Raw genomic sequence first — 21,938 nt, 5'->3', positions numbered from 1 at the left:
GTCTATCTCCTCTGGATCTGTGCGCCCTGATTGCCCATGCCGGCTGCAGCCTTGAGCGCGCCGGCGAGATCGGCAAAGGCATCGGGCGATTCACGGTCGCCCGGCGACTGCTTCAGGACGTCGTAAATGATGGGCACCTGCTTGACCGCCATGTCGAGATCGGGATCGGCGCCCTGGCGATAACCGCCGATCAGGCGCAGGTCGCGCGTCTCCTCGAAGCGGTGGATCAGCACTTTCAGCCGCAACACCAGCTTTTCCTGGTCCGGCGTCCAGGCCTTGCGGGCGAGACGCGAGATCGAGGCCAGCGGATCGATCGGCGGATAACGCCCCTCTTCGGCGAGGCTGCGCTGCAGGACGATGTGACCGTCGAGGATGCCGCGCGTCGAATCGGCGATCGGGTCGTTGTGGTTGTCGCCGTCGACGAGGATCGAGATGATTGCCGTGATGGTGCCGGCACCCTCGGGGCCGGGACCGGCGCGTTCCAGCAGGCGCGGCAGCTCGGTGAAGACGGAAGCGGGATAACCGCGCGCAATCGGCGGCTCGCCGGAGGCGGTCGCCACCTCGCGGATCGCATGGGCGAAACGCGTGACGCTGTCGACGATGAAGAGGACGTTCTCGCCCTTGTCGCGGAAATGCTCGGCAATGGTGACCGCCGTCAGCGGCGCCATCTTGCGCAGCATCGGGCTCTCGTCGCTGGTGGCAACGACAGCGATTGCCTTCTTCATATTGCTGCCGAGCGTATCCTCGATGAATTCGCGCACCTCGCGGCCGCGTTCGCCGACAAGCGCAATGACGACCTTGTCGAAGGCATCGGCGCGGGCGAGCATGGACAGCAGCGTCGACTTGCCGACGCCGGAGCCGGCGAAGATGCCGAGACGCTGCCCGAGGCAGAGCGGCGAGAAGATGTCGATCGCGCGCACGCCGGTCTTGAAGCCGGTTTCCACACGTTTGCGGGTCATCGAGGGCGGCGCGGTATTGGAGATCGAACGGCGATCGAGGCCTTCAATGATTGGACCCAGCCCGTCGATCGGCTCGCAGAGCGAGTTGACGGTGCGCCCGCACCAGCTGTCCGACGGCGAGATGCGGAAGGCGCCCTTGCGGATCACGGTATCGTGGATGCCGATCGGCTCGCCCGGTTCGATCGGGCAGACGTAGATCAGATCCGGCTCGACGCGAACGACTTCGCCGAGATGGATGCCGGTCGCCGATTTATGGGCGACGAACTCACCGAGGCGCACATGGCGGGAGAGCCCGCGAACCGTGTAGTGGCCGGCGGCGATGGTCTGCACGCGACCGCCATGGGCGACGGCGAAGTCCGGCGATACGTATCGCTCGACGAGATCCGCCAGATGCGCCAGCTTCGGGGAAAGGCCGTCCTCGGACAGGAGCGTGGTGTTCATGCTCAGCGGCTGCCTCCAAGCGTCTGCACGGCTTCCTTGAACGAATCCTCACTGTCGCGCATCAGCGACGAGACGCTTTCGAAGGCGCGGTTGACTTCGATCAGCTGGGTGATCTCGCGCATGGCGTTGACGTTGGAATTTTCGAGATAACCCTGCTCGACACCGACATTGAAGCGGTCGACAACCGCGCGCGGCTGGTCGGTGGTCATGATGCCGCTGTTTTCGTAGCGCAGATACCCCTTGCTGATATCGGCCTCGAACAGGCCGAGCGAAGCGACCTGGCGTTTGTCCTGATAGATGATGCCGTCGGTGCCGACGGCCGGCTCGCCGCCTTTGGTGTTGAGCTGGATCGGTGCACCGCCGGCGTCGAGAACCGGATATCCCCGGATCGAGACCAGTTCGCCGGTATCCTTGAGCGTGAAGCGGCCGTCCCGCGTCAGAACCCGGCCGGCCGGCGTGTCGAGCGCAAACCAGGCATCGCCCTTGACGGCGAAATCGAGCATGTTGCCGGTGTGCTGCAACTCGCCATTGCTTTCGTTCAGATAGTCGTTGCCCTGGGAAACGAAGGCGACCTTGGTGTTCAGCTTGTTCTTGGTCGCCGCCACCATCTCGTCGAACTTCACCTCGGTGGCGCGAAAGCCGGTCGTGTTCACGTTCGCCATGTTGTCTGCGATGGTGTTCAGGCGCTTTTCGAGGGCCATCTGCGACGACAGAGAAACATAAAGACCGGATTGCATGTCGGTAAGCTCCAAGCATTGGCGATGAACGGAACGAAAAGCCGGGCGTCGTCTGTCTGGTTCGGCCGGGATTTCGCTGAGGCGGCATCTCAGAAACGGGTGCAGGCACCCATTCGTCCCCTTTAGACTGACGACAGATGCTTGCGCGAAGCTGGCACACGGAAATGCCTTGCGGGCAGCCCTTTCATCAGCCTCACGCAAGGCAGAAACCCTATCCGTCCTAGAGAAAAGTAACGTTCAGATTGGGCTGACGATGAACATCATTATCGGATTTATAGTGACTTGCGGCTGTGTCATCGGCAGCTTCATGGCGATGGGCGGCCATGTGGACGCGCTGTTCCAGCCCTTTGAATTCGTGATCATCGGCGGCGCCGGCCTCGGCAGCTTCATCATGGCGAACCCGATGAAGGTGGTAAAGGATTCCGGCAAGGCGCTCGGCGAAGCCTTCAAGCACGCCGTGCCGAAGGAACGCAATTATCTCGATACGCTCGGCGTGCTCTATTCGCTGATGCGCGACTTGCGCACCAAGTCGCGCAACGAAATCGAAGCCCATATCGACAATCCGGCAGAATCGACGATCTTCCAACAGGCTCCGACCGTTCTGAAGAACAAGGAACTGACGGCGTTCATCTGCGACTACGTGCGCCTGATCATTATCGGCAACGCCCGCAGCCACGAGATCGAGGCGCTGATGGACGAAGAACTCAACACCATCATGCACGACAAGATGAAGCCCTACCACGCGATCCAGATCATGGGCGATTCCTTCCCGGCGATCGGTATCGTCGCGGCCGTTCTCGGTGTCATCAAGGCGATGGCCCACATCAACGATTCGCCTGAGGTGCTCGGTCACCTGATCGGCTCAGCGCTCGTCGGCACCTTCCTCGGCATTCTCTTGTCCTACTGCGTCTGCTCGCCGCTGGTCTCCCAGATCAAGATCGTGCGCAACAAGCAGCACCGCCTCTACGTCATCGTCAAGCAGACACTGCTTGCCTACATGAACGGCTCGGTGCCGCAGGTCGCTCTAGAATACGGCCGCAAGACGATCTCGGCTTACGAGCGTCCATCCATCGATGCGGTCGAACAGGAAATGATGAACCCAGGCGGCGAAACCAAGGCGGCTTAAATGACTATGAGCAATGCTTCGCATGACAAACCGGCAATGGATCCTGCCCTTCTCGCCAAGCTCACAGGCGGGCTTGGCGACAGAGGCAGGGTTGCCAAGATCTGCAGCTCCTTCGGGGAAATCTACAGCGAATTCTTCCCCGACGTCATCAAGAGCGAGACCGGTCTCGACGTGACGGTCAACTATCTCGGCTGCGAGATCGGCTATAAGAACCATCTGGTCGACGACCTGAGCGCGAACATGACCCTCGTCGACGTGACGCTGCGCAACTGGTCGCAGAACATCACGATTGCCTGCGGCAATGGATTCGTCATCACGCTGATGGAGCACCTGCTCGGCGCCACCGCCGATACGATCGAGGAGCCGGCCGACCGGCTGCTGTCGATCATCGAAATCGACCTGGCGGTGATGGTTTTCGACAAGATCGCCAAGGTGCTGCGCTCGGCCGTCAACGCGCCGGGCGGTTTCGAACCGAGCCTTTCGGCCCCGCACGCCCTTGAGATGCGCGCCCGGCCGCCGGAGGAGCGCCCGGACGAATTCGCCGCCGCCATCAACATGTCGATCACGCTTGCCGGCATCGTTTCGGAATTTTCGTTGATGGTTCCGCAAACGGCGCTGCTCAAGACCAAGGTGACGCCACCGAAGCCGAAGCGCCAGGCGACCGGCAATTCGCCGGAATGGACCGAACAGCTCGGCGACCAGGTCCGCCGCTCGCATGTCACGCTCGAGGCCAAGATCAGGCTGCAGGACCTGACGCTGCGCACGATATCGAAGCTGATGGTCGGCGACGTCATTCCGTTCCGCGACGGCGGCGACGTGCGCGTCGAGGTCAGCGCCAACAGCAAGGAATTGTATGTGTGCGAGTTCGGGCGTTCAGGTGAAAACTACATGGTCCGCGTCAAGGATACGATGAACTCGGATGACGAACTCATCCGTCATTTAATGAATTAATCGGTTCTCTGGCTCTTGGGCTGCAAAGGCAGTTTGAGGCAAGTTTCAACTGGAATAGTGATTTCATGGCAACGAAGAAAACACAGCAGAACAGCGACCTCTCCCTGGATCTTCCGGGCAGCGAAGCGGATCTCGACCAGGCGATCGACGATCTGCGCGGCGTGCTGAAGCAGGATGCCGATGGCGACCTGTCGCAGTTTGGCGGCGACCTGCAGGACGACCCCTTTGCAACCGGAACGGACCTGGCGGCTTTCGGCGGTGAGGTTTCGGAAACGCCATTCGGGGGCGACGATTTCGGCGGCGATTTCGGCGCTGGCAGTGCCGGCCCGGCGGCGGGTATGGATTTCGGCAGCAGCTCCTCCTTCGAGGCCTCTCCGGCTCCGCTCGGCAGCGCCTTGAATTCCAATTTCGAGCTGATCATGGACATCCCGATCGACGTCCAGATCATGCTCGGCACCAGCCGCATGCAGGTTTCCGGCCTGATGAACCTCAATGAAGGGGCAACGATCGCCCTCGACAAGAAAATCGGCGAACCGGTCGAGATTATGGTGAACGGTCGCAGGATTGCCCGCGGCGAAATTACGGTACTGGAAAACGACGACACGCGATTCGGTGTAAAACTGATAGAAGTTTTGAGCACGAAAAAAGCCTGATCCCTGTGTGGGACGGAGAGGTTAGACCATGATGGACTTTGACGATTTCGGCGGCGCGCTAGCCGGGAAACCGTTGACCCAGGCTGAAAAGGCGGCGGCTGTCCTTCTCGCTATGGGAAAGGGAGTCGCCGGCCGGCTGTTGAAATATTTCACCCAGGCCGAACTGCAGACCATTATCGCCTCCGCTCAGTCGTTGCGCGCCATTCCGCCGGACGAGCTGCTGATGCTCGTCGCCGAATTCGAAGACCTCTTCACCGAGGGCGCCGGACTGATGGATAACGCCAAGGCGATCGAGGCCATTCTGGAAGAAGGCCTGACACCCGACGAGGTGGACAGCCTGCTCGGCCGCCGCACTGCATTCCAGGCCTACGAAACCTCGATCTGGGATCGCCTCAGCGAGGCGGAGCCGACATTCGTCGCCCAGTTCCTGCTGCGCGAACATCCGCAGACCGTCGCCTATATTCTTTCGATGATGCCTTCCAACTTCGGCGCCAAGGTGCTGCTGCAGCTTCCCGACAACCGCCGCGCCGACATCATGAACCGCACGGTCAACATGAAGACCGTCAGCCCGAAGGCTGCGCAGATCATCGAGAACCAGGTGATGACGCTGCTTGCCGAGGTCGAGGCAGAGCGCAATGCCGCCGGCTCGACGAAGGTCGCCGACCTCATGAACGAACTCGACAAGCCGCAGGTCGACACGCTGCTTACCTCGCTGGAATCGATCAGCCGCGAGTCGGTCAACAAGGTCCGCCCGAAGATCTTCCTGTTCGAAGACCTCATGTACATGCCGCAGCGCAGCCGCGTCATGCTGCTCAACGACATCTCGACGGATGTGCTCACCGTCGCGTTGCGCGGCTCGCCCGCCGAGATCCGCGAATCGGTTCTCTCCGCCATCAGCCCGCGCCAGCGCCGCATGATCGAATCGGATCTGCAGAGCGGCACGGGCGGCGTCAATCCGCGCGAGATCGCCATTGCTCGGCGCGCAGTGGCGCAGGAAGCGATTCGCCTGGCCAACTCAGGTCAGATCGAGCTCAAGGAGAAGGAAGGCGACGCTTCGGCAGCCGCCTAACTCTTCGAGACTGTTGACAAATCCGGCATGCCGCAAGGCGGCTGTTGATCGCCGCCGCACAGGCGACTACCTTCTGATAGCAGGCTGCGCTCTAAAGCGCGTCGGAGGAACCCGGTTCCTGCGACGCGCTTTAGGTCTTTGTTTTGATGCATGTCGTCATCCCAAGACCGCTGCACAGTTTCGGGCGACATGCATTGGCTGCGGCCTGTTTCTTTTAGGGAGGGCCGCGACTTGGCAGATGATGACAAGGACAGCAAAACAGAAGCCCCGACCGCGAAAAAGCAAAGCGATGCCGCGGAAAAAGGCAACGTGCCGTCTTCGCGCGAGCTGTCGATCTTCGCCACCATTCTCGCCACCTACATCTATCTGGTGTTCTTCCTCCCCGACAGCGTTGGGCGCATGACGGAAACGCTGCGCGACATCTTCGAGCAGCCCGACCAATGGAAGATCGAGACAGGGCCGGATATCCTGTCGTTGTTCGTCCGGATCGGCTGGGCCAGTGCGGCGCTGCTGGCGCCAGCCTTCATCCTGGTCATGGTGTTCGGCATCGCCTCCTCCGTCTTCCAGAACCTGCCGACGCTGGTGCTCGAACGCATCCGGCCGCAAGGCTCGCGCATCTCGCCGATCAAGGGCTGGGAACGGCTGTTCAGCCTGCCCGGCCTCATCGAATTCGGAAAATCGCTGTTCAAGGTCGTCGTCGTCGGGGTGATTCTGTTTTTCGTGCTCCGGAGCGAATATTTCAGCTCGATCGACGCGATGTTCTCCGACCCGCAAACGATCCTCGTGCGGATCACGACGGCGATGCGCAAGATCATCATCGTCATGCTGATCGCCACCGCGATCGTGGCGATCGCCGACGTTTTCTGGACGCGCCATCACTGGTTCACCGAGCTGAGGATGACGCGGCACGAGGTCAAGGAAGAAAACAAGCAGGCGCAGGGCGACCCCTTCGTCAAGAGCCGGCAGCGCTCGCTGATGCGCGACCGCGCGCGCCGGCGCATGATCGCCGATGTGCAGCGCGCAACGCTCGTCATCGCCAACCCGACGCACTATGCGGTAGCGCTGCGTTACGCGCGTGAAGAGAACGACGCACCGGTGGTGCTGGCCAAGGGCCAGGACCTCATCGCACTCAAGATCAGGGAGATCGCCGAGCAAAACGGCATCCCGGTGTTCGAAGATCCACCGCTTGCACGCTCCATGTTTGCGCAAGTCTCGGTCGATAGTGTCATACCGTCAGTCTTCTATAAGGCCGTTGCGGAGCTGATCCACCGGGTCTACGCCGCAGACGCCAAGAACAAACGGGTAAGATAAGTCGAATGAAAAAATGCCCTCACTCTACCCAGCGTGAAAAAATCCTGGCAGAAGCGATCAGCCCGGTCGCCACGGAACTGCGCCTTCTGGATGCTTCTGACCTTATTTCACTGCTGCGCTTCGAGTATTATGGCAATCTTTCCGATCTCGTCGCCTCGGCAGCCGAGCTTTTCTTTCATCCCGGCACGGTGAATTTCGGCCTGGGCGGCAACTATACGCTGGAATGGGGCGGCAAGCCCGAAGTCGTGCTCGATCTGGAAATCAAGCCGCGCGGCGTCACCGTCTACGCCCAGCTCACCCTTGCCGAAGACCATGCCGGCATCGAGATCAACCATATCGCTTTCCAGGATCCCTCGGCCGATCCCGACGAGAACACTATCTTCCTGAAAAGGAGCCTTCGGGAATCGCGTTACAACGTGAACCAGCCGCCACGGGCGCTGGCCAGCTGACGTCTCCGAGGATAATTGAATCCGGTGGTTTGTCCCCTCAGCTGATGTAGCCGAGCCGGATCGCCTTGGCGATCGCCTGGATGCGATTGACGGAATCGAGCTTGATGGTCGCCGAGCCGAGATAGGCGTTCACGGTGTGCACGGACAGGCCGAGCTTGTCGGCGATCTCTTCGCTGATGCGGCCGTCGCCGGCGAGCTGGAGACAGGCGATCTCGCGTTCGCTGAGCGCTTCGGCGGCAGCCGTGCGGCGTTCGTCGAGCGAGAGCAGATCCATCATGATATGGCAGCAGCGACCGTGCAGCTCGACGATGGTATCGCTCGAGGGATCAATGTCATCGCCGGTGAAAAGGATGAAACCGTTGCCGACGGCGCCAAGCCGCACCGGAAAGGCAAGGCCTGAGAAAGGCAGGATACCGTCCTGCAGCCGGGTCATGAACGGCGCGAAGTCCGCCGGTCCGGGTGCCGCACGGTCGTAACCGCCCGCCCATGAGAGCGGCAGCAGCGACTTTTCGATATGGTCGAGAAGGATATCGCCGTAGGCATCCGTGAAGGCCTTGCCGAAACCGGCATTGGAAGAGCCCCAGTTCTCGAGCTCGCACACCAGGCGCTGCTTTGCCGGAAGACCCGAGCCGCTGACGCGGAAGATCGCGAACCCTTGCGCATCGGCGAGCTTCTGCATCGCAATCAGCCGCGGAAAGAGATCGGACCGGCTGGAAATCCTATTCACACGCACCATGCGCAGTTGCTCGGCGCCGCTCATCGTCCTGGCTGATGGGTGCCCCATAGATCCCCCTATACGAGATTGTTGCGGACGGCGAAGGCAATGGCCTCGGACCGGGTCTTGGTCGCCGTCTTGCGCATCACGCTGGTGATGTAGTTGTTGATGGTATTGCGGGAGATTCCGAGGATCATCGCGATCTCGTCGCTGGTCTTGCCCTCGGCGATCCAGAACAGGCATTCCAGCTCGCGGTCCGTCAAATCGAAATCGCGGTCGACCCTGGTGCCGCCGCAGCGCAGGAAACTCGCGACATAACCGGCAAGCAGGCCGACATCCCGCAGGCGCTCCGGCGACAGGATGAACCCCTCACCGAACAGGAACATCAGGGCCAGCCGCGACCGGCCGACATTAAAGGTCACCGAACAATATTGGCGGCTGGCGCCAGCCGGGACGTCGGCGCTGTCAGGCATGAGGGCAAAATTCGGCTGGAAGACCTGCATGCATTTTTCCAGCTCCGTCGAACGGGCATAGCCGCGCACCAGATCATTGGCGATATCCCTGACCAGGTCGAAGGGCCAATCCGACGAAACAATGAAATCGAGGCCGCTTTCCTGGAGGAGATCGCAGCGCGCCAGAAGATAGTGGGAAGCACCGACGTACTCCGTCAGCGCGCGCAGACCAGACTGCAACCTGCCAGTGTTGGCGACGCCGTGCAGGCGCTGGAGCAGTTCATCACGCGGCAACAGATCCGGCACCACAGCGCTCGCGAAATTCGACATTTGCCTCTCGCCTTTGCTCGCCTGAATTACGTCCATATCCATTGGCAATGTCCTGCGGCTGAGAAACCATCAAACTCGGTGCAACAGCAATTTTTCTGTAAGGGATTCAATTCGAGTCCCGCTCGAATCCCATTTCGAATCACCCAAGGGTAAGCCAGCCGGTGCAAATCACCATCTCCGACTTCTAGGGATTTACATCCGCTGCCGCCCATGCACTGATTCGACGATCAATTCCAGCCCTCAAGATATGGGGGAAGGCTACGGTGATTCTGGCTGTGCCGCAACTTCATTCGCGTTTTACGCGAGTAGCGCCTTTATCAAGTTTCCCTACAGCGGCAACAATTCCGTTACAGCAAATGAAGCTTCGGCACCGACATGAAAAAGGCCGGTTGCCCGGCCTTTTTTCTTATGCTGCCTCGTCGATCGCCCATTTCCGGAGGATTTTCGCGGCGCGTTCCTCGTTGATCTCGACCATGCGGGAGAGCTTGCGTTCCGGGCCTTCCTTGACGCGGCGGTTGAAGTTGCCGTCGTCGTCGCCGAGGCTGAGCAGATCTTCAGTGCTGTCGAAGCCGAAGTCGGAGCCGAAGCCGTCCATGAGAGCGCCGCCCGAGGCGCCCGCCGCCGGCGCGAAGTCCGGAAGCTCGAGGCCGGCCGCTTCCGGCGTGGCGTCGCCGAGAACCGAGCTGGAGCTATTGCCGCTGACGCTGCGCACCAGAGGCCGCAGGCCCATCCAGACCACCACGAAGGCGACCGCGACAAAGGCCAGTGAGTTGATGATGCCGGCAAGGTTGCGGCTCAGCATGTCCATGACGCGGACACCGCCGGTGGCGTCTTCGAGCAGCTGGTTCTCAAGGAAGTCCATGGCCGTGACGGTGACGACGTCGCCGCGGTTGGCGTCGATGCCGGCTGCCGAAGCGACGATGCTCTTCATCTCGGCAATATAGGCGTCCATCTTGGCCTGATCGGCGGGCTCGCCGACCATCTTGGCGATACGGCCCTTGTTGACCACCACAGCGATCGAAAGCTTCTCGACCTTGTAGCTGTTGCGGGTCGTCGCCGTCGTCTTGCTGTTGATTTCGTAATTGGTCTGCTCTTCGCGCTTGTCGGATTTGTCCTCCGATTGAGGGCCGGCGGAACCACCGGCCTCGGGAGCGGCCTGCGGAATGTTCTGCTCGACCGTCGTCGCGCTATCGGACTGCTTCTGCTGCGACTGCTGCGCTTCCTTCGTCGAGCGGACCGAGCGTTCGACCTTGGATTCGGGATCGTAGGTCGTTTCCTGGATTTGCTGGGCGTCCGTGTTGAGATCGGCGGTGACGCTGGAGCGGAAGTTGTCCATGCCGAGGAAGGGTGCCAGCGCCTTGTCGATGTTGGATTCGACTTCCTGCTGAACGTTCTGGACGATGTTGAGCGAGCGGTTCAGCGAGCTGTTGCTCGCTTCGTCGCCGGATGCAAGCAGCTGACCGGCGGAATCGAGGATCGTCACGTCATCGACGTCAAGCCCCGGCACGGCCGAGGCGACGAGGTGGCGGATCGAGGTGGCGGCACTGCGCCCGGTGGCAGCGCTGGCGCGAATCATGACGGAGGCGGTCGGCTTCTGCTCCTGCTTCCGGAAGTTTCCGACCTCCGGCATGACGATATGCACGCGCGCGGCGGTTATACCCGAGATCGACTGGATGGTGCGGGCGATTTCGCCTTCCAACGCGCGAACTCGCGTCACCTCCTGCATGAAGGAGGTCAGGCCGAGCGAGCCGACATTGTCGAAGAGTTCGTAACCGGCATTGGCGCTGTTCGGCAGGCCGCGCTCGGCAAGCATCAGGCGGGCCTTGCCCGTCATCCCCGCGGGGACGCTAATGCTGGAGCCGTCGGTGCCGACCTGGAAATTGATGTTGGCTTCGGCAAGGGCCATGCTGATCTGGTTGAGATCCGGCGAGTCCAGACCGACATAAAGCGTTTCCTGTGCCGGCTTGTTGACGAAAAGGGCGGCCGCAAGGACGATTGCGATGGAGACGGCACCGACGCCTCCGAGAATCATCAGGCGTGTTCGGCCAAGGGAACCGAAGTTCTTAAAGATCTGAACTAATTGATTTAACAGATTCATTCTGTTCTCGCACAATCCGTCAAAGACAAAGCAGGCTTATTGCCTCATCTGACGAATAATCGGCGAAACTTGTGCGAGCGTTTCGTGAAGCGCGTGCGGGAGCGAAAGGCTCCTTGTTCATGCATGTCGTCATCCCGGATCAGCGGCACGCCGCCGGGCGACATGCATCAGAAGAAGTCGAAGTCGCCGGCTGCCTTGCTCAGCGGCTGGGAGTGGCCGTGGCGTGTGGCGCCGCCCAGCGCCTTTTGCATCTCCGCCAGCTTGACGAGGCTGAGCGCAGTCGCGACGTCGACTGCCCAACCGTGCGGGATTTCGCCGGTGATGGTGTCGATGAACTCGGCAAGGCCGCGCGATTTCTGCACGGCAAGATCGATGCCCTGCATGACCTTCATGGCGTCAGGCGAATTCAGGATTGCGGCGCCGCCGAGGTCGAGAAGCTGCGGCTCGATACGCTCGATGAGGTAGGCAACATCGTGCAGTTCGGAAACGATGCGCATCAGGATGTCGCTCAGCGCTTCCACAGGCGCAGGCGGCTCCATCACCGGGTTAAATGTCATAAGAAAATCCTCGCCATCAAAAAAATTCGATACTGGTTTCGACGGGCTTCGGCGGAGCGGCGGGCCGCTGCTCGAGAGCGACGGTTCTCTGCGTTTCGGCGCCGGTCAGGGGGTATTGCCGGGCACGACCGGACACCGGCCAGTATTCGAGCTTGCGTCCATGGTCTCCGCCTGTGGAGGAACCGACCACCGGAATGCCTTCATCCCTCAGGAACTGCATGGCGAAGGCCGCGTTCTGCTCACCGACATTGGAGAATGTCGAGATCGTCTTCGCGCCGCCGAAGATCTTTGCCTCCAGCCGGTCGCGCCGGGCGCCCTGCTTCAGGAGACCGTTGATCAGCAGTTCCATCAGATGCACGCCGTAACGCGTGGCATCGCCGCCTGATGTCGGCGACGTCGCCGAACCGGGCAGCAAGAAGTGGTTCATGCCGCCGATACCGGCGACAGGATCTCTGAGGCACGCAGCCACGCACGAGCCGAGAATGGTCGAGAGGACCGCATTCGGATCGCTCAGAACCTTGTACTCGCCCTGAATGATGTGCACGCGGCGGGCTGCCCCCTCAGTCATCATTTCAGGGCTCCAAACACGGCTTCGATGGCCGCTTTCATCTTCTCGATCGTGAACGGCTTGGCGAGCACGTTGTTGGCGCCGAGCTGGGCTGCCTTCTGCACCAGTGCGCGGTCGCCCTGGGCGGTCAGGATGATGAAAGCCGCCTTCTTGGTGTTCGGGTTGGTGCGCACGGCCTGAAGGAAGCCGATGCCATCCATCTTCGGCATGTTGAAGTCCGAGATCACCAGGTGGTGCGGCTGCTCGGCCATGATCTTCATGCCCTGCTCGCCGTCGCCTGCGGACGTGATCTGCTTGAAACCGAGCTGGGTCAGCGCGTCGCTGAGCAGCAACCGGCTCGTTACCTGATCGTCGACGATCAGAACTTTGATTTTCTCCGCGATCGACATTTATTCGGTCCCTTCCTTTCGGGCGGCTGTCATTTTCAATATTTCCTCACCGATGGCAGACAGCGGCAGCTGCTGCTCAACGGCGCCAAGTTCGTGAGCAACCCTTGGCATTCCGTAAACGACACAGGTTTTTTCGTTCTGGCCGAGTGTTCTGGCGCCAGCGTGGCGCATTTTCAACAATCCGGCGGCGCCATCGCGGCCCATTCCGGTCAAAATCACGCCGACAGCATTGCGGCCTGCCAGTTCCGCCACCGAATCGAACAGCACGTCGACCGATGGGCGATGACCGTTGACCGGCGCCCGGTCGACAAGACGGCAGCACGGCGCCGAGGCACCGCTGACCTGGAGGTGACGCTCGCCGCCCGGCGCCAGATAGATCTTGCCGATTTCGAGACGGGCACCATCGGTCGCTTCCTGCACCACCGGCGCACAGAGGCGATTCAGCCGTTCGGCGAAACTCTTGGTGAAGGTCGGCGGCATATGCTGGGTGATGACGGTCGGCGGGCAGTTGGCCGGAAACTTCTGCAGCACGGCAATCAGCGCCTCGACGCCGCCGGTCGACGAGCCGATGGCGACGATCTTGCGGCCGACGCGGAAATCGGCGACCGAGGGCGGTGGGGCAACGGCAGCAACCGGCTGGGAGAACTGGCGCTGCGTGCGCGCGGCCGCCTTGACCTTCTCGGCGAGGTCGCCGAAGGGTCTGAGTTCGCCTGGCCCCGGCTTGCCGACGCAATCGAATGCACCGATCTCCAGTGCGGCAAGCGTCGCCTCGGCGCCGCGATGGGTCATGGTGGAGACCATGATGACCGGCATCGGGCGCAGCGTCATGATCTTTTCGAGGAAGTCGAGACCGTTCATGTTCGGCATCTCGATGTCGAGCGTCACGACGTCGGGGTTCAGCCGCTTGATCGCCTCGCGCGCTTCCAGGGCGTCGCCGGCCTGGCCGATGACGTTGACCTCGGGGTCGGAGCTCAGGACGGCAGTGATCAGCCCGCGCATCGTCGGCGAGTCGTCAACAACGAGAACCCTTGCCGGCGCGCTCATGCCTTCCTCCCGAGACCTTTGGTCGTATAGCGATAGGTCGTGATGCCGATATTGTCGAAGACGTGTTTCGCCTCGCCCGACACACGCTCGGAATGACCGATATAGAGGTGGCCGCCCTCCGGCAGCAGGCCGGCAAAACGCTGCCAGATCTTCATCTGCGTCGGCTCGTCGAAATAGATGACGACGTTACGGCAGAAGATGACGTCGAACTTGCCCTTGAACGGCCATTGCGCCATCAGGTTCAGCTCGTTGTAGGTAATCAGCCGCTTGACGCGGTCGTCGACCTGGAACTTCCTGCGGCCCTGGACCTCGACTTCGCTGAACCATTGCTTGCGCATGGCAGGCGACACGGTTTCGAGCGCGTTCTCATCATAGGCGCCGGCCCGGGCGATCGCCAGGATCTTCGGGTCGATGTCGGTCGCCAGGATCTTGAAGTCGTAATCGGCGACATTCGGCATCAGCGACAACACGGTGAGCGCGATCGAATAGGGTTCCTGCCCGTCGGAGGAGGCGGCCGACCAGATGCGCACCCTGCCGCCCGATCTCGCCCGCTGCAGCAGTTCCGGCAGGACATGGTCGCGCAGGTGGTCGAAATGATGGTTCTCGCGGAAGAAGCGGGTGAAATTGGTCGTCAGATGCGACAGCATTTCGCGGCGCGGCGCAGCGCCCGCCGGCGAAGCGACGAGGTCGCAATATTCCCGGAAGCCGGAGAGACCGAGACTGCGGATGTGCTTCGACAGGCGCGAATAGACGAGCGACGCCTTCGTCTCGTTGAGGAAGATGCCGGCATCGGAATAGATCATCGCGGCGATCTCGGTGAGGTCGCGGCGCGTCAGCGGATATTCTCCGCTTGCCAAGACCTCGTCGGATCCCTGCCTCTGATCTTTTGCGCCCATTACACTCATGCGGCTTCGCTTTCGGTCTCGGGAAAGAGGGCTTCAAGTTCGATCAGGCAGATCATGCGCTTGTCGATGGCGAGAATGCCGCGGGCAAATTGGCGCTCGAGCTCGGAGGAGATCTCGGGCGTCGGCTGGACGGTTTCGTCGGTCACCGTCAGAATATCGGAAACGGCGTCGACCAGGAGGCCGACGACCTTACGCCGGACCTGGGCGACGATGATGACATGACGGGCGGTCGGATCGGCCGGCTTCATGCCAAGCCGGGCCGCCAGATCGATGATGGGCAGCACCGCGCCGCGCAGGTTGATGACACCCAGCATATAGGCAGGCGAATGCGGCATCGCGGTCGCCGGGGTCCAGCCCCGGATCTCACGAACCGACATGATGTTCACGCAAAATTCCTGATCCCCGATGCGGAACGCGATCAGCTCGCGGTCCCCCTCGTTCAGATTTTTTACGGCGTACGACATTCCCTTACCCTACCGCTGCTAACGACATTTCTGCTTTGAGCGACTGGCCGCGCGAGGCGCCGACAACCGCGTCGACATCGAGGATGAGAGCGACGCGCCCGTCACCGAGAATGGTGGCGGCGGCAATGCCCGGCACATGGGTGTAGTTGGCTTCCAGGCTCTTGATGACCACCTGGCGCTGACCCTGGATGGCGTCGACCATCAGGGCGCGCTGGCCGCCGCCTTCGGATTCCACCAGAAGCGCCACGCCCTCGACCGGGTTCGCCTGGGTCGCGCGGAAGTTCAGGATGCGGCCGACATCGACGAGCGGGCAGAACGAGTTGCGGATCGAGATCAGCCGGTGGTTTGCGCCGAAGGAATGGATCGCGGCCGCTTCCGGCTGCAGGGTTTCGACGATTGCCGTCAGCGGCACGACCAGCGTCTGGCCGGCAACGGTGACCACCATGCCGTCGAGGACGGCGAGCGTCAGCGGCAGGCTCATGGTGAAGACCGAGCCGTGGCCCGGCTTCGAGGTGATGTTGATACGGCCGCCGAGCGCCTGGATCGAACGCTTGACGACGTCCATGCCGACACCGCGGCCTGAAATGTCGGAGATCTTGTCGGCCGTCGAGAAGCCCGGCAGGAAGATCAGGTTGTCGATTTCCTCGTCCGACAGGTTGGCATCGGCCGGGATGAGATCGTTGTCGATCGCCTTCTGGCGGACCTTCTCGCGGTTGATGCCGGCGCCGTCATCGGCCAGCTCGATCAGGATGCGTCCCGAACGATGCTTGGCGGTCAGGCGGACCGTGCCTTCGGTGTTCTTGCCGGCGGCTGCCCGCTTTTCAGGCGTCTCGATGCCGTGGTCGACCGCATTGCGGATCATGTGGGTCAGCGGCTCGGCCAGCTTGTCGATAACCGTCTTGTCGACTTCGGTATTTTCACCTTCGGTGATCAGACGGATCGATTTGCCGGTCATGTCGGCGATTTCGCGGACGATGCGCGACATGCGCTGGAACACCGGCTTCACCGGCTGCGCGCGGATCGCCATGACCGAGTCCTGGATCTCGCGGGTGAGCTGCTGCAGCTCCTCGAGACCCATATTGATCGAGGAGGTGCCGGTCGTGTCGTTCTCGATGACGCTCTGCGACAGCATCGCCTGGTTGATGACCAGTTCGCCGACGAGGTTGATCAGGCGGTCGACACGGTCGAGATCGACGCGGATCGTCTGGCCGGCGCCGGCGGCATTGTTCTGGGCGGCGGCACTTGCGGCGGCCGCTGCGGCGGCTGCCGATTCCTTCTTCTCGACGCGGGCAGCGGCTGCAGCCATCTGCGTGACATTGGAGGCAGTCTCGGCCGCGGCAACGGCGGCGGCGGTCTCGGCGGCGACAGCGCCGGACACTTCTTCCACTGCGCCCGATTCGTCCAGGATCGACAGGTCGAAGGGAACCGGCACCATCGGCAGTTCCTCGTTGCTGGTCGCGCCGGCCCGTGCTTCCGCGACAGCCTTCACCGTCAGTTCGCAATCCCATTCGGCGAATTCGAAGACGGTGCGAATGGCGTCTTCGCCCTTGTCCGTCTTGATCGTGACGTTCCAGAAGAGATAAGCGCCTTCCGGATCGAGTTCCTCGAGGCCGGGCAGCTCATCCGTATTGCAATAGATGGTCATTTCGCCGAGGCGCGAGAGGTCGCGCAGCAGCAGCGTGGCGTCATTGCCCTTGGAATAGAGTTCGTAGCGCGGCTTGAAGGTGACTTCATAGGCCGGCAACCCGGCGCCCGCATCGCCCTCGCCGCCAAAATCGTCGAAGGAAAATGGGATCGGCTGGAAGCCGCTGTCGTCGGTCGGTTTGACGGCCGGAGCCGGAGCGGCCGGAACGGCCTTGGCCACGGGCTTTGCGGCGGCCTTGGGTGCCGGCGCCTCGGCCGATGCCGAGGGAGACGGCAACTCGCCGTTGGCCAGCGCCTCGAGTTCCTTGACCAGGCCGCGGCTGCGGCTTTCATCGACACTGCCGCCGTCGCGCGCAGCATTGGTCAGGTCGGCGAGCACGTCGGCCGACTTCAGCATCACCTTCAGGACGTCCTGATTCGGCTCCAGCTTGTTGGAACGAACGCAATCGAGAGTGGTCTCGAAAACATGGGCGAAGGCAACCAGATCATCAAGGCCGAAGGCGCCGGCGCCCCCCTTGATCGAATGCACGGCACGGAACACCGCATTGACGGTTTCCGGATCGCGATCGCCATCATTCATTTTCAGAAGACCGGATTCCAGCTCGGCGAGCTGTTCCTCGCACTCCTGGAAAAAGATCTCTTTGATTTCGTTCATATCCATAGGAGCAAATCCTGGGTTTAAGCGGTTACACGCTCAATGGCATCGATCAGCTTGGCCGGGTCGAAAGGCTTGACGATCCAGCCCGTGGCACCAGCCTGGCGGGCGCGGTTCTTCTTTTCCGCGTCGCTTTCGGTGGTCAGGACCAAGATCGGGATCGCCCGATACTTTTCGTTGCGGCGAACGCCTTCGATGAAGCCGAAACCGTCGAGACGCGGCATGTTGATGTCGGTCACGATGACGTCAGGATTGGACTCTTCGAGAACCTCGAGGCCCTCGACGCCGTCTTCCGCCTGAATCGTCTCGAAGCCGGCATTGTTCAGCGTCACGAGAAGCATGTTTCGGATGGTGCGGGAATCATCCACGGTAAGAACTTTTTTCTTCATTGCCGAATCTCCTTGGCAAGCAGGTGATCAATATTGACGCCCACCAGCTGCATGGTTTTCTGAAATGCGTCGGACACCTTGGAGAAGGTGAATGGCTGCTTGTCCTGTTCCCAGGTCTTCTCGGCGGACATCAGAACCTGGGCACAAAGAGCGCCGATCCGCTCGACGCCCGAGGCGTCGATCGAAAGACCGCTGCCGCGCAGCGAGAGGAGTTTATCGCGCAAGGCCGAGGCCTCGTTGAGGTCGAGCACCGCTGTCAAATCCAGCGTCTTGCCACTCTTCTTTGCTACCATCAGTTTTTCCTTGTCCCCTTGTCCCCGGCCCGAGCAGACGAGCTGAGGTGATAATCCGATAGGTTAGTAAACATTCCGCCCACCTCCGACGCTCGCGAGAGGTTGCGGAAGGCTAAAATCATCATTTTCGTATTCATCTTCGACAGGTGCCGGACGGGCGGCGGCCTCGAGGGCGCGCGGCGGCGTCACGCGCACCGGCGCCGGGCGCCCAGCATGGGCATTTTCCCGGGCGATGCGGAATTCGCGAATCGTCTGGCCGAGTTCGAGAATGACGGTGTGCAGGTGGTCGGCGCCTTCGGCGGAGCGCTCGGCAAGGCCGGCGCTGTCGGCCACCTCGCCGCCCAGGCTCTTGACGTCTGATGTCACGCTGTCGAGGCTTTCGGCATGTTCACCGGTTCGGGTGGCGATGCCTGATATGGCGGCGTTGATGTCGGTGACCTGGCGCACGATGCTGCCGATCGAATCCTGTGTACGGCCAACCATCTGCACGCCGGCGTCGACCTGTGCCTTGGTTGTCGTCACCAGCGTCTTGATCTCGCGGGCGGCTTCGGCTGAGCGCTGTGCCAGAGCGCGGACTTCCTGGGCGACGACGGCAAAACCGCGGCCGGAATCACCGGCGCGGGCGGCCTCGATGCCGGCATTCAGCGCCAGGAGATTGGTCTGGAAGGCGATCTCGTCGATCGCGCCGATGATCTGGCCGATCTTTTCGGCAGACTGCTCGATATCGGCCATGGCGCTGATCGCGCGGCCGACGACCTCGCCGCTTTCTTCGACGGCGGTGCGCGTCGAGGCGGCTGCCTGCTCGGCGGCGCGGCTGTCGGCAGCACCGTCGCGGACACTGCCGGCGATGCCGGCAAGGGCCGCGGCGGAAAGCTGCAGCCGCTCGGCCTGGCCGGAAGCCGTGCCGGCAAACTGCCTGGACAGGCCAGCAAGCGAGGCCGTCGCCGCTTCGGCCTTCAGCGTGCGATCGGTGATGGCTGTAAATTCGGCCTGGAGACCATCCAGCGCACCGTTCAGCGCGGCGGCGATCCCGGCATGATCGCCATCGACGGGCGCGCGCCGCGTCAGGTCGCGGGCGGCAAGACCTTCGATGACATCGCCGAAGATCCGGGCGATCTCGGCCTCATTGTCGGCGCGCTGATCGGCAAGCGCGCGGCTCTGGGCGGCGCGCAGCGCGTTGAAACGCAGCGAGACGGCGATTTCCACATCGACCATGACGATGCGGATGATCGCGGTCATCAGATCGGAAATTTCGCGGCTGCGGCGCTTGGCAGACGGCAGCAGCGGCCGGCCGGCAATATTCTCGGCGAGACCGGAAACGACATGCTCCAGCATAACGCCATGGCCGGCCACGTGCCAGCGCGGGTCGAGGCCGATCTTGCTTTCGGTATCGGAGAGAACCTTGACGCGCTCGGCATAGAGGCTGTCGAACCGCGCATCCGTCAGCACGTCCCAATGCGAGGACTGCAGATCATGCAGACGCTCGACCTGGCGCTCGCTCTCGAAATTGCGCGAAGCGTCGGGGAACGACTGGAACCTGTGGAAGAGATCCCTGAGACCTGCCTTCAGATGTGCTTCGAGGGCAGGCCGGTTGCGGCGCACCAGCTCGCACTGCTCGGCATCGAGACCGGCAAAACGCAGGCGGTCGCGCAAGCTGCCTGCCTGCGCTCCACGAGCCTGATCTGATGGCATGTCCTGCCTCAACGCCTGTCCCCAACCACGTTCCGAGCGAAGGCCCGGCCAAAAACTTTTGCAGCATCCGATAAACGCCAAGCGTGGAGACGGTCCTTGCCACCGGTTACAACCGGCGGGTCGAGCCCCCTGATCAGCTATGTTTCGGAGCTGTCTGAAGAGATGGATACCGGATCAACCCGGTACGGCGGGACGGCGTCATGCCTGGTGGGAACGAGTGCATCTTCCCATTCCGACGTGTAAAGCAATGTTTATGGTTAATTCCTTGCCTGAAGGTTAATAAGCCTTTTCGCAGTGCCGGCTTTTGAAGCAATTCAAGGCCGTTGGCAAAAAATACTGCTGCGGAGTTGCACGGCTGCTACAAGGCACACGCAAGCTCCGTGTTATAGGCCGGTCGATAGCCAAGACATGACGTCGACAAGGACAGAGCAATGATTGTTCTCGGATTGGGTTCCTGCTTGATTGCAATGACGCTGCTTGCCGCCGTCGCCCGCCTCGATTCTCTCGCCGCAAACCGCGACATCCGCGGACTTCGGGTGTTCTAGACCTTTCCCGTTGGCAGTCCGGCGCCTTTGGTGTAATCGCACTCGCGCCTTTCATGTCAGCGGAACAGTCGGTTCATGTCCCCCAGATCAGGTCTCCTCATCGTTCTTGGCTTCACGCTCTGGCGCGTCGTCACGCTGCATTTCGATGCGACCGACCTTTTCGTCGACGAGGCGCAGTACTGGTTCTGGTCGCAGAATCTCGATCTCGGCTATTATTCGAAGCCGCCGATGATTGCCTGGGTGATCCGGGCGATGACCGAATTCTCCGGTTCCGACGCCATCTACTGGATCAGGCTCGCCGGACCGCCGATCCATATGGCGGCGGCGCTGGTGCTGATGAAGGTAGCGAAGCGTTTCGTCGGGCCGGAGATCGAAGGCTGGACGGGCGCCACCTATATCACCCTCCCGGGCGTCGCGCTGTCTTCGGTATTCTTTTCGACCGACGTGATCCTGCTGTTCTTCATCGCGATCGTCTTGCTTGCCTATTTCGGCCTGACACAGCGGCGCTCGGTCGGGCTGGCGCTCATCATGGGCCTCGGCGTCGGCCTCGCCTTCCTGACGAAATATGCCGTGCTGTTCGTGCTTCCCGGCGGCGCGCTTGCTCTCCTCCTCATTCCGGCCGCACGCATCGCCATCCGGGATTTCATCATCGCGGTCGCGGTCGCGATTGTTGTCGCCTTGCCGAACCTCTGGTGGAACCTGCAGCACGACAATACGACGGTGCGGCATACGCAGGACATCGCCCATTGGAGCGAACTCGGCATCAATCTCCGTCGCGGGCTGGAATTCTTCTCCGCCCAATTCGGCGTCGTCGGGCCGATCATCTTCTTTGCGATGCTCTGGGCGGTCTATCGCATGATCAAGGGCAGGAGCGACGACCGGGAAAAGATGCTGGTCTGGCTGTCGATGCCGGTGGTGGTGCTGATCACGCTGCAGGCAACGGTCGCCAAGGCCTATGCCAACTGGGCCGTGACCGCCTATGTCGCTGGCACCATCCTTGCCGTCTGGCTGCTCTATCGGTTATGGCCGAAAGGGCTCAGGCTGTCGCTCGCCATCAACGGCGTCGCCAGCCTGCTCTTTCCGCTGGCGACAATCTTTCCGCAACAGTTGCTTTTGCCGAACGGCGACGAGGTGATGAAGCGCTATCTCGGCCGCGCCGAGGTCAGCCGCCAAGCCGCAGCACTTGCCGGCCAGGCCGGCACCGACATCATCGTCACCAATGATCGCGACATGGTCGCCGATCTTTTCTATACGCTGCGCGGCAGCTCCTACAGGATCTATGCGCGCGCGCCGGCGGGCCTTCCCGAGAGCTATTACGAGCAGGAATTCGCCCTGCCGGCCGACATAACCGGCAAGGTGCTCTTCCTGACGGACGGTCCCTTCAGCTGCGCCACCGAGACGCCCGAGCTGCTGAAGAACTGGCAGCCGACGGCGGGCTATTACAAGGGCAAGGCGCTCTCCGTTTACAAGGTCTCTGCCGCCTGCCTGGCGCCCTGAACGGG

22 protein-coding genes are annotated in these 21,938 nt (G+C 61.7%); 7 read left to right on the top strand and 15 right to left on the bottom strand.

The genetic code is table 11. From position 1 onward, the window contains the following. Nucleotides 1-2: 2 nt before the first annotated feature. A complete protein-coding gene (fliI, locus tag QMO82_RS26455; protein ID WP_183605689.1) occupies nt 3-1,400 on the bottom strand; it encodes a flagellar protein export ATPase FliI in 1,398 nt (465 codons plus the stop codon). 2 nt (nt 1,401-1,402) lie between these two features. After that, nucleotides 1,403-2,137, bottom strand: a complete 735-nt coding sequence (flgF, locus tag QMO82_RS26450) for a flagellar basal-body rod protein FlgF (protein WP_183605688.1) — start codon at nt 2,135-2,137, stop codon at nt 1,403-1,405. A 253-nt stretch (nt 2,138-2,390) separates the two neighbouring features. Here flgF and motA point away from each other — a divergent pair, with 253 nt between their 5' ends. From motA to QMO82_RS26420, 6 genes are all read left to right on the top strand, one after another. Further along, the gene (motA, locus tag QMO82_RS26445) at nt 2,391-3,263 is read left to right on the top strand and encodes a flagellar motor stator protein MotA (RefSeq protein ID WP_183605687.1); all 873 of its coding nucleotides are present in this window, start codon (nt 2,391-2,393) and stop codon (nt 3,261-3,263) included. Beyond that, a complete protein-coding gene (locus tag QMO82_RS26440) occupies nt 3,264-4,214 on the top strand; it encodes a FliM/FliN family flagellar motor switch protein (RefSeq protein WP_183605686.1) in 951 nt (316 codons plus the stop codon). A 65-nt stretch (nt 4,215-4,279) separates the two neighbouring features. Beyond that, complete coding sequence (gene fliN, locus QMO82_RS26435) at nt 4,280-4,867, top strand: flagellar motor switch protein FliN (protein WP_183605685.1); 588 nt, start codon at nt 4,280-4,282, stop codon at nt 4,865-4,867. Between the two features lie 28 nt (nt 4,868-4,895). Further along, on the top strand, nt 4,896-5,936 hold the full coding sequence (gene fliG / locus QMO82_RS26430; protein ID WP_183605684.1) for a flagellar motor switch protein FliG: 1,041 nt from the start codon (nt 4,896-4,898) through the stop codon (nt 5,934-5,936). 231 nt (nt 5,937-6,167) lie between these two features. After that, nucleotides 6,168-7,247 carry a flagellar biosynthesis protein FlhB gene (gene flhB / locus QMO82_RS26425; protein WP_183605683.1) on the top strand — a complete coding sequence of 360 codons (1,080 nt, stop codon included), beginning with the start codon at nt 6,168-6,170 and terminating at the stop codon, nt 7,245-7,247. A 5-nt stretch (nt 7,248-7,252) separates the two neighbouring features. Further along, a complete protein-coding gene (locus QMO82_RS26420; protein WP_183605682.1) occupies nt 7,253-7,696 on the top strand; it encodes a hypothetical protein in 444 nt (147 codons plus the stop codon). A 37-nt stretch (nt 7,697-7,733) separates the two neighbouring features. Here the strand turns inward: QMO82_RS26420 and QMO82_RS26415 are convergent, their stop codons facing one another. The 13 genes from QMO82_RS26415 to QMO82_RS26355 form a co-directional block, all read right to left on the bottom strand. Beyond that, nucleotides 7,734-8,480 (bottom strand): transcriptional regulator VisR, encoded by a 747-nt coding sequence (locus QMO82_RS26415; RefSeq protein ID WP_183605681.1) that lies wholly within the window; start codon nt 8,478-8,480, stop codon nt 7,734-7,736. 8 nt (nt 8,481-8,488) lie between these two features. Continuing rightward, a complete protein-coding gene (locus QMO82_RS26410; protein WP_183605680.1) occupies nt 8,489-9,235 on the bottom strand; it encodes a transcriptional regulator VisN in 747 nt (248 codons plus the stop codon). Nucleotides 9,236-9,599: 364 nt separating this feature from the next. Beyond that, nucleotides 9,600-11,291 carry a flagellar basal-body MS-ring/collar protein FliF gene (fliF, locus tag QMO82_RS26405; protein ID WP_183605679.1) on the bottom strand — a complete coding sequence of 564 codons (1,692 nt, stop codon included), beginning with the start codon at nt 11,289-11,291 and terminating at the stop codon, nt 9,600-9,602. Nucleotides 11,292-11,458: 167 nt separating this feature from the next. Next, a complete protein-coding gene (locus QMO82_RS26400) occupies nt 11,459-11,848 on the bottom strand; it encodes a hypothetical protein (protein ID WP_183605678.1) in 390 nt (129 codons plus the stop codon). Nucleotides 11,849-11,864: 16 nt separating this feature from the next. After that, a complete protein-coding gene (cheD, locus tag QMO82_RS26395; RefSeq protein WP_003570356.1) occupies nt 11,865-12,419 on the bottom strand; it encodes a chemoreceptor glutamine deamidase CheD in 555 nt (184 codons plus the stop codon). Next, entirely contained in the window at nt 12,416-12,805 is a 390-nt protein-coding gene (locus tag QMO82_RS26390; protein WP_003556488.1) for a response regulator, read from the bottom strand. The genes cheD and QMO82_RS26390 overlap by 4 nt, the downstream gene beginning before the upstream one ends. Further along, complete coding sequence (gene cheB, locus QMO82_RS26385; RefSeq protein ID WP_183605677.1) at nt 12,806-13,849, bottom strand: protein-glutamate O-methylesterase CheB; 1,044 nt, start codon at nt 13,847-13,849, stop codon at nt 12,806-12,808. Then, the gene (cheR, locus tag QMO82_RS26380; protein ID WP_097619928.1) at nt 13,846-14,754 is read right to left on the bottom strand and encodes a protein-glutamate O-methyltransferase CheR; all 909 of its coding nucleotides are present in this window, start codon (nt 14,752-14,754) and stop codon (nt 13,846-13,848) included. Before cheR ends, cheB begins: the two co-directional genes overlap by 4 nt. After that, on the bottom strand, nt 14,751-15,218 hold the full coding sequence (locus QMO82_RS26375; protein ID WP_164006521.1) for a chemotaxis protein CheW: 468 nt from the start codon (nt 15,216-15,218) through the stop codon (nt 14,751-14,753). Before QMO82_RS26375 ends, cheR begins: the two co-directional genes overlap by 4 nt. A gap of 4 nt (nt 15,219-15,222) precedes the next feature. Beyond that, the gene (locus QMO82_RS26370; protein WP_183605676.1) at nt 15,223-17,523 is read right to left on the bottom strand and encodes a chemotaxis protein CheA; all 2,301 of its coding nucleotides are present in this window, start codon (nt 17,521-17,523) and stop codon (nt 15,223-15,225) included. A gap of 17 nt (nt 17,524-17,540) precedes the next feature. Continuing rightward, nucleotides 17,541-17,906: a chemotaxis response regulator CheY1 gene (gene cheY1, locus QMO82_RS26365; RefSeq protein ID WP_003570362.1), complete on the bottom strand. Its 366-nt coding sequence runs from the start codon at nt 17,904-17,906 to the stop codon at nt 17,541-17,543. Further along, nucleotides 17,903-18,199 (bottom strand): STAS domain-containing protein, encoded by a 297-nt coding sequence (locus tag QMO82_RS26360; RefSeq protein ID WP_003588585.1) that lies wholly within the window; start codon nt 18,197-18,199, stop codon nt 17,903-17,905. The genes cheY1 and QMO82_RS26360 overlap by 4 nt, the downstream gene beginning before the upstream one ends. Nucleotides 18,200-18,262: 63 nt before the next feature. Continuing rightward, the gene (locus tag QMO82_RS26355; RefSeq protein WP_183605675.1) at nt 18,263-19,891 is read right to left on the bottom strand and encodes a globin-coupled sensor protein; all 1,629 of its coding nucleotides are present in this window, start codon (nt 19,889-19,891) and stop codon (nt 18,263-18,265) included. Between the two features lie 620 nt (nt 19,892-20,511). Between QMO82_RS26355 and QMO82_RS26350 the strand changes: the two genes are divergently transcribed. Beyond that, complete coding sequence (locus QMO82_RS26350; protein ID WP_183605674.1) at nt 20,512-21,933, top strand: glycosyltransferase family 39 protein; 1,422 nt, start codon at nt 20,512-20,514, stop codon at nt 21,931-21,933. Nucleotides 21,934-21,938: the final 5 nt, after the last annotated feature.

Origin of the sequence: Rhizobium sp. BT04 (assembly GCF_030053135.1) — a bacterium.
Taxonomy (GTDB): Bacteria; Pseudomonadota; Alphaproteobacteria; order Rhizobiales; family Rhizobiaceae; genus Rhizobium; species Rhizobium binxianense.
The sequence above is the reverse complement of the archived record's forward strand: the minus strand, read 5'-3'. Positions and strand labels throughout refer to the sequence as shown.